The organism is Mycobacterium sp. 1245852.3 (assembly GCF_001669335.1).
GTDB lineage: Bacteria > Actinomycetota > Actinomycetes > Mycobacteriales > Mycobacteriaceae > Mycobacterium > Mycobacterium europaeum_A.
In genome coordinates this window covers 1-4,510 of record NZ_LZLL01000549.1, presented here as the reverse complement: position 1 = coordinate 4,510, position 4,510 = coordinate 1, and the positions used below count along the sequence as shown (strand labels likewise).

Genomic DNA, 4,510 nt, shown 5'->3' with positions numbered 1-4,510 from the left:
CCATGAGCTCGCGCAGCTGGTCGCAGTAGGAGCGGACCGCAGCGTGGGTGCGGCGAATCGGCTGCGGCATGGGTGAGGCCTCCAAGAGGGGTAGATGCTCGGACACCCTCTAATGCGGGGCAAAACACCGATTTGGCGACAACCGCATACATAACGAATTGGTAACGCATACGCGCGTATGACATCGCGATGTTCGCTTGATGCTTGACAGGGGGATTACGCTCGGCTCGGCTATAGCCGCCAGGCGGAAGCCACGGACGAGCGCTTCCCCCTCCTGCATTAGCTCGTCAACGTATGCGCCGAGCGCATCACCGCATATGCGCTGACGGCGGCCTGGCCGAATCTCCGCCGCACCCCTCTCGACGGCCCCCACGCATCGCTATGCCCGGGTGCCGCCATGCGGTACGACGCGCCAGCCCCTGGACACGACGTGCCCAGCAACTCCCGACAGCTGCGCACACCCATTCCTCGTCAACCGAACTGACAACCACATACCCCCAGGTCACCACCCTGGCATGTGATGCACATCACCCCTATCGGGGTGTGCTGTCAACCGCGCTAAACACCGCTTCGCAAACCCCCGCAACAACGTCCACGGATTCCATAAGCGCGTCACCTCCCCGCGACGCCAAGGAATCCAATGACCATCTGGGACCAACTCGCCGACCAGGCCCACCGCCTGCTCACCCAGCCCCGCCGTGGCGACCTCACGCCCGCGGTGACCCTCATCCAATCCCTGCACCCGCGCGCCCCGCACACCCCCAACGCCATCTGCGCGCACCTGCCCACCGCATCAACCGTGCTGCCTACCCTCGCCGGCTACGCCCGCAGCGGCGACCGCCACGCCCTGCTCATGGCAGCCGTCCTGATGCGCCACGCCTTGCGCCGAATCGCTGAACTCGCCGACCCCGACGGCTACCTGTCCACCGACCGCGACGCCCGCGACAACGACACCCTGGCCATCTTTTTCACCCTCATCCGCACCGCCGCAGAACCAGAGATCTTGACGTCGCGCTACCTCTACAACGCGACCCTGCGCAAAGTCATGGCCACCCGGCCACGCGCCAGCACCCCCACTGCTGCGGCGGTGCGCGTCGACCCCCACTCCGCGATCCTCGACCGCACCGACACCGGCACCGACGACGACCACACCGCGCACCTGCTCTCCCAGGCCCGCGACCACCGCATCATCACCGCCCTGGAATACGAGACCCTCAAAGCGCTCTACCTCAACACCGACATCTACAGCCCCAGAAGCGCAGCACGCAGCCTCGGCGCCAACGTCGGCGCCATCGAACGTCGCGCCCAACGCGCCATCCGCAAAATCAGCAGCCACTTCCAGAGCGCGGCAGCAGCAGCATGACCATCCGCCACCGCTGCACCTCCCTGGCGGTGTCCCTGCCCCTCACCGCCACCCTGCTGCTGTCCACCGCTGCGCCTGCCCATGCCGCACCGGCCACCTGCCCAGCTGTCGAAGCCATTGCGATCCCGGGCACCACGCAAACCACCCCACAGGCCGACCCCACCAAACCCGTCGGCATCCTCGGCAACATCCTCGAACCGATCAAACGGATCGTTCACCTCACCGTCGACACCTTCTACACGCCCTACCCGGCCACCATCTTCGGCGGCACCGACGGCGGCGGCTACCTGGCCTCCAAACAAGCCGGCATCGACAGCGCCGACGCCCGCATGAGAGCGGTCGCCAACCGCTGCCCACACACCAACTTCCTCCTCACCGGCTACAGCCAAGGCGCCGACGCCGCCGGTGACATCGCGGCCGCAATCGGCCACAACAGGGGCGCCATCCCCGCCAACCGGCTCCTGGGCGTCGCCCTCGTCGCTGACCCCTCACAGTCCCCGGTAGGCCAGCCCACCATCGGGCTCAACCAGCCCGGCGTGGGCTTCGCCGGCGTCCGCGCCGGCGGCTTCGGCGCGCTCACTCAACGCAACGGCATCCTGTCGATCTGCGCCCCGCTGGACTACTTCTGCAACCTGCCCCAAGCCGACCTCGTCATGCGGTTCATCGGCCACCTCGGATCTCACCTGGACGCCTCGGATCCGGCCGGCTCCGCTCAAAAACTCGCCACCATGTTCATGGCCGGCCTTATCGCCCCCGCCACCGCCGCCGTCAACCAAATCCTGCAGCTCGTCAAAGACCCCAATCTCATCCCCGACCTCGTCCACCGCGGCGTCGCTTTCGGCGTCGCACTGGCCCAACAGCTGTTCTGGCTCGCCGGACCCCAGGTCGCGGCCACCGCATCCGAACTGTTCAACGCCGCCGGCCAAATCATCAATCTCATCCAGGCACGCGCCTGGACCGCGCTGCCCGCGCTCATCACGGCCATCGCGACCAAAGCCGCCAACGTCGCCAACGCACTGTCGAAAATGCAGGAGCAGACCAACACCATCAACGTCAGCGCCTTCGGCCCTGTCGGGGCCGGCCTCGCCCACCCCGGACCCGGCTTCGGCGATCTGGTCACCGCAGTCATCAACGCCATCAGCGTCGCGACGGGCGGCATCGGCACCCAGGCCACCGGAATCTTCGGACCCACCTTCGCCCAGTTCAGCGCCGCCACCGTCGCCACCGCCCTCAAACACTTCGCCGAGTTCATCAAGGGCGACTACCACAACGACTACGACACCGCCCGCCTCGATCCCGCCGGCCACACCGGCACCCAGCTCGTCCAACGCTATTTCGTCAACCAACTCAACAGAATCGTCTGAAAGGCACCCCAGTCACCATGACCTCGGACACCCCCACCCAGGCCTCGTAATGACCGTCTACCAGGAGACCACTCACATGGAGTACGGGCTTTGGCTGCTGCGCGAACCGACCGGCGCAATCACCCTCACCGGCTGGTCAGAAACCCCCAGCGCCGCCACCAGCCCCGCCGCCGCGGGCAAGACCGACCACTGGCCCGTCTACACGCTGTGCAGCGAACCCAGCCAGCTCTCCTCCCGCCTCACCGAGCTCGGCCTCGACCTAGCCGCCGGCCACGACCTCAGCGATCTGGACAAGGACTGGGATGTCTACGTTCGCCACCCCGACATCGCCGCGTTACGCGCCGCACTCGACGCGCAACGAGCACGCGACCGCCCCTAACCGATCCACCGCTGCAGGCCGCACCAACCCACCTCCAAACACCCACCGGCGGACCCGCCGCGCGCGATCAACAAGCAGACAGACCGCCACCGAAACGTCCCCGCCAAGCCCGCCCTCGACGCCGCCCCACAGCGCGCCACAACGCACCAATCACGAACGGCAAAGGCCCCCACAGTGGTCGTTAACTCTGCCCGCCAAACTCGCGCCCAGACCTCCGCCAACGCTGTGCGGACACCCTACCGATGCCCGCGCCAGCCACTCCGCGACGGCGCCGCAGGCACGTATGCAGCGCCGTCGATCCCAACGCATTCACCCCCGCTAAACGCCCTCGATCACCCGCGCGCGCCCACCCGCGCCACTGTGCGCCGCCGCGCGCCGAGCCGCCCGCACCAGCCACCGCGACAGGACCCCCCACCGGCCGTGCGGGCGCCGGGGGAGCGGCAGAACAAGGGCCGTGAGCCCGCCCGGTCCAGCGTGTGTCCGCGCCATGCGGTGGCCGCCGGTAAGGTTTTTAAGGGACCGCGCGCGAAGGAGGCTGCAATGGCAGACGACCCGGATTTGAGCCCGCCGACCGAAGAGCTGAAGTTGGTCGGCCAGCCTGATCCGCTGCCCGGACACGGCGGCGCACAGCGGTACCCGGTGCGAGTTGAGTTATCCCGGAAACTGACCGCCGGCGAGCAGGATGCCGCAGGCCCTGGCGCCAAGTTTCCGACCGAGATCGGCACGGTCGTCGTCGACGACGATCTGCAACATCTCATCGTCACGAACACGACCATCGAGTACGTGATCGACCACCACCTGATCCTGCGAAATCTCGTGGAGAAGATCGCCGGTGACGGCGAGCGATACCGCCAGCGGGCGCTCGCTGCGCGCGAACAAACCGCCAAAGATGACGCGGCGCAGGAGTCAGAAGAGACCCGGCGGCGAAAGCTCGCAGACGGGTTCTCCTTCGACTAGCGGTTCGCGACCGACTCGTTCCGTGGACGGTCCACGGCGAATCCCACGGCGCTGGCTGCTGCCCACTGACTGGGCATGAGGGTCTGGTTCAGAGAGGCCATTTCTCGACGAGCCCCCAAACGGTTCCCGCTGCACCGAGGCTAAGGACGACGAAGCCCATCACCCGATCGATGAGGTGATGGTGATCCCATGTGATCCAGAGACCGAGCGCTGCCAACACGATGGCCACCATCGGCCACCGCAGTTTCGCATTGTGGTTCACCGTTTCTCCGATCCCGGACGATTTCCTTATTCCGGACAGCTTGGGCTGGTGCAGGCGAGACGAGTTGCGGGCTGTCCGGCTATCGCGGTGATGATGTCGAAGTCCTTGTCGACGTGCAGGATGGTCAATCCCGATAGCTCGGCGGTGGCAGCGATGATGAGGTCGGGGATCGAGGGCCCGTGGTG

Annotated in this window: 5 protein-coding genes and 1 pseudogene; 4 read left to right on the top strand and 2 right to left on the bottom strand. The window is 66.9% G+C overall.

What is annotated here, in order from left to right:
• The first annotated feature begins 640 nt into the window (after window positions 1–640).
• The 4 genes from A9W96_RS25350 (at window position 641) to A9W96_RS25335 (ending at window position 4,063) form a co-directional block, all read left to right on the top strand.
• Window positions 641–1,363, top strand: a complete 723-nt coding sequence (locus A9W96_RS25350) for a hypothetical protein (RefSeq protein WP_067143954.1) — start codon at window positions 641–643, stop codon at window positions 1,361–1,363.
• Window positions 1,360–2,727 (top strand): cutinase family protein, encoded by a 1,368-nt coding sequence (locus tag A9W96_RS25345; protein WP_067143952.1) that lies wholly within the window; start codon window positions 1,360–1,362, stop codon window positions 2,725–2,727. The genes A9W96_RS25350 and A9W96_RS25345 overlap by 4 nt, the downstream gene beginning before the upstream one ends.
• Window positions 2,728–2,776: 49 nt before the next feature.
• Window positions 2,777–3,106, top strand: a complete 330-nt coding sequence (locus tag A9W96_RS25340) for a hypothetical protein (RefSeq protein WP_067143950.1) — start codon at window positions 2,777–2,779, stop codon at window positions 3,104–3,106.
• Window positions 3,107–3,598: 492 nt separating this feature from the next.
• Entirely contained in the window at window positions 3,599–4,063 is a 465-nt protein-coding gene (locus A9W96_RS25335) for a hypothetical protein (RefSeq protein WP_156765406.1), read from the top strand.
• Window positions 4,064–4,151: 88 nt separating this feature from the next.
• Here A9W96_RS25335 and A9W96_RS31785 read toward each other — a convergent pair whose 3' ends face one another.
• A complete protein-coding gene (locus A9W96_RS31785; protein WP_156765405.1) occupies window positions 4,152–4,325 on the bottom strand; it encodes a hypothetical protein in 174 nt (57 codons plus the stop codon).
• Window positions 4,326–4,351: 26 nt separating this feature from the next.
• Window positions 4,352–4,510, bottom strand: a pseudogene (locus tag A9W96_RS25330) (VapC toxin family PIN domain ribonuclease); the annotation flags it as partial.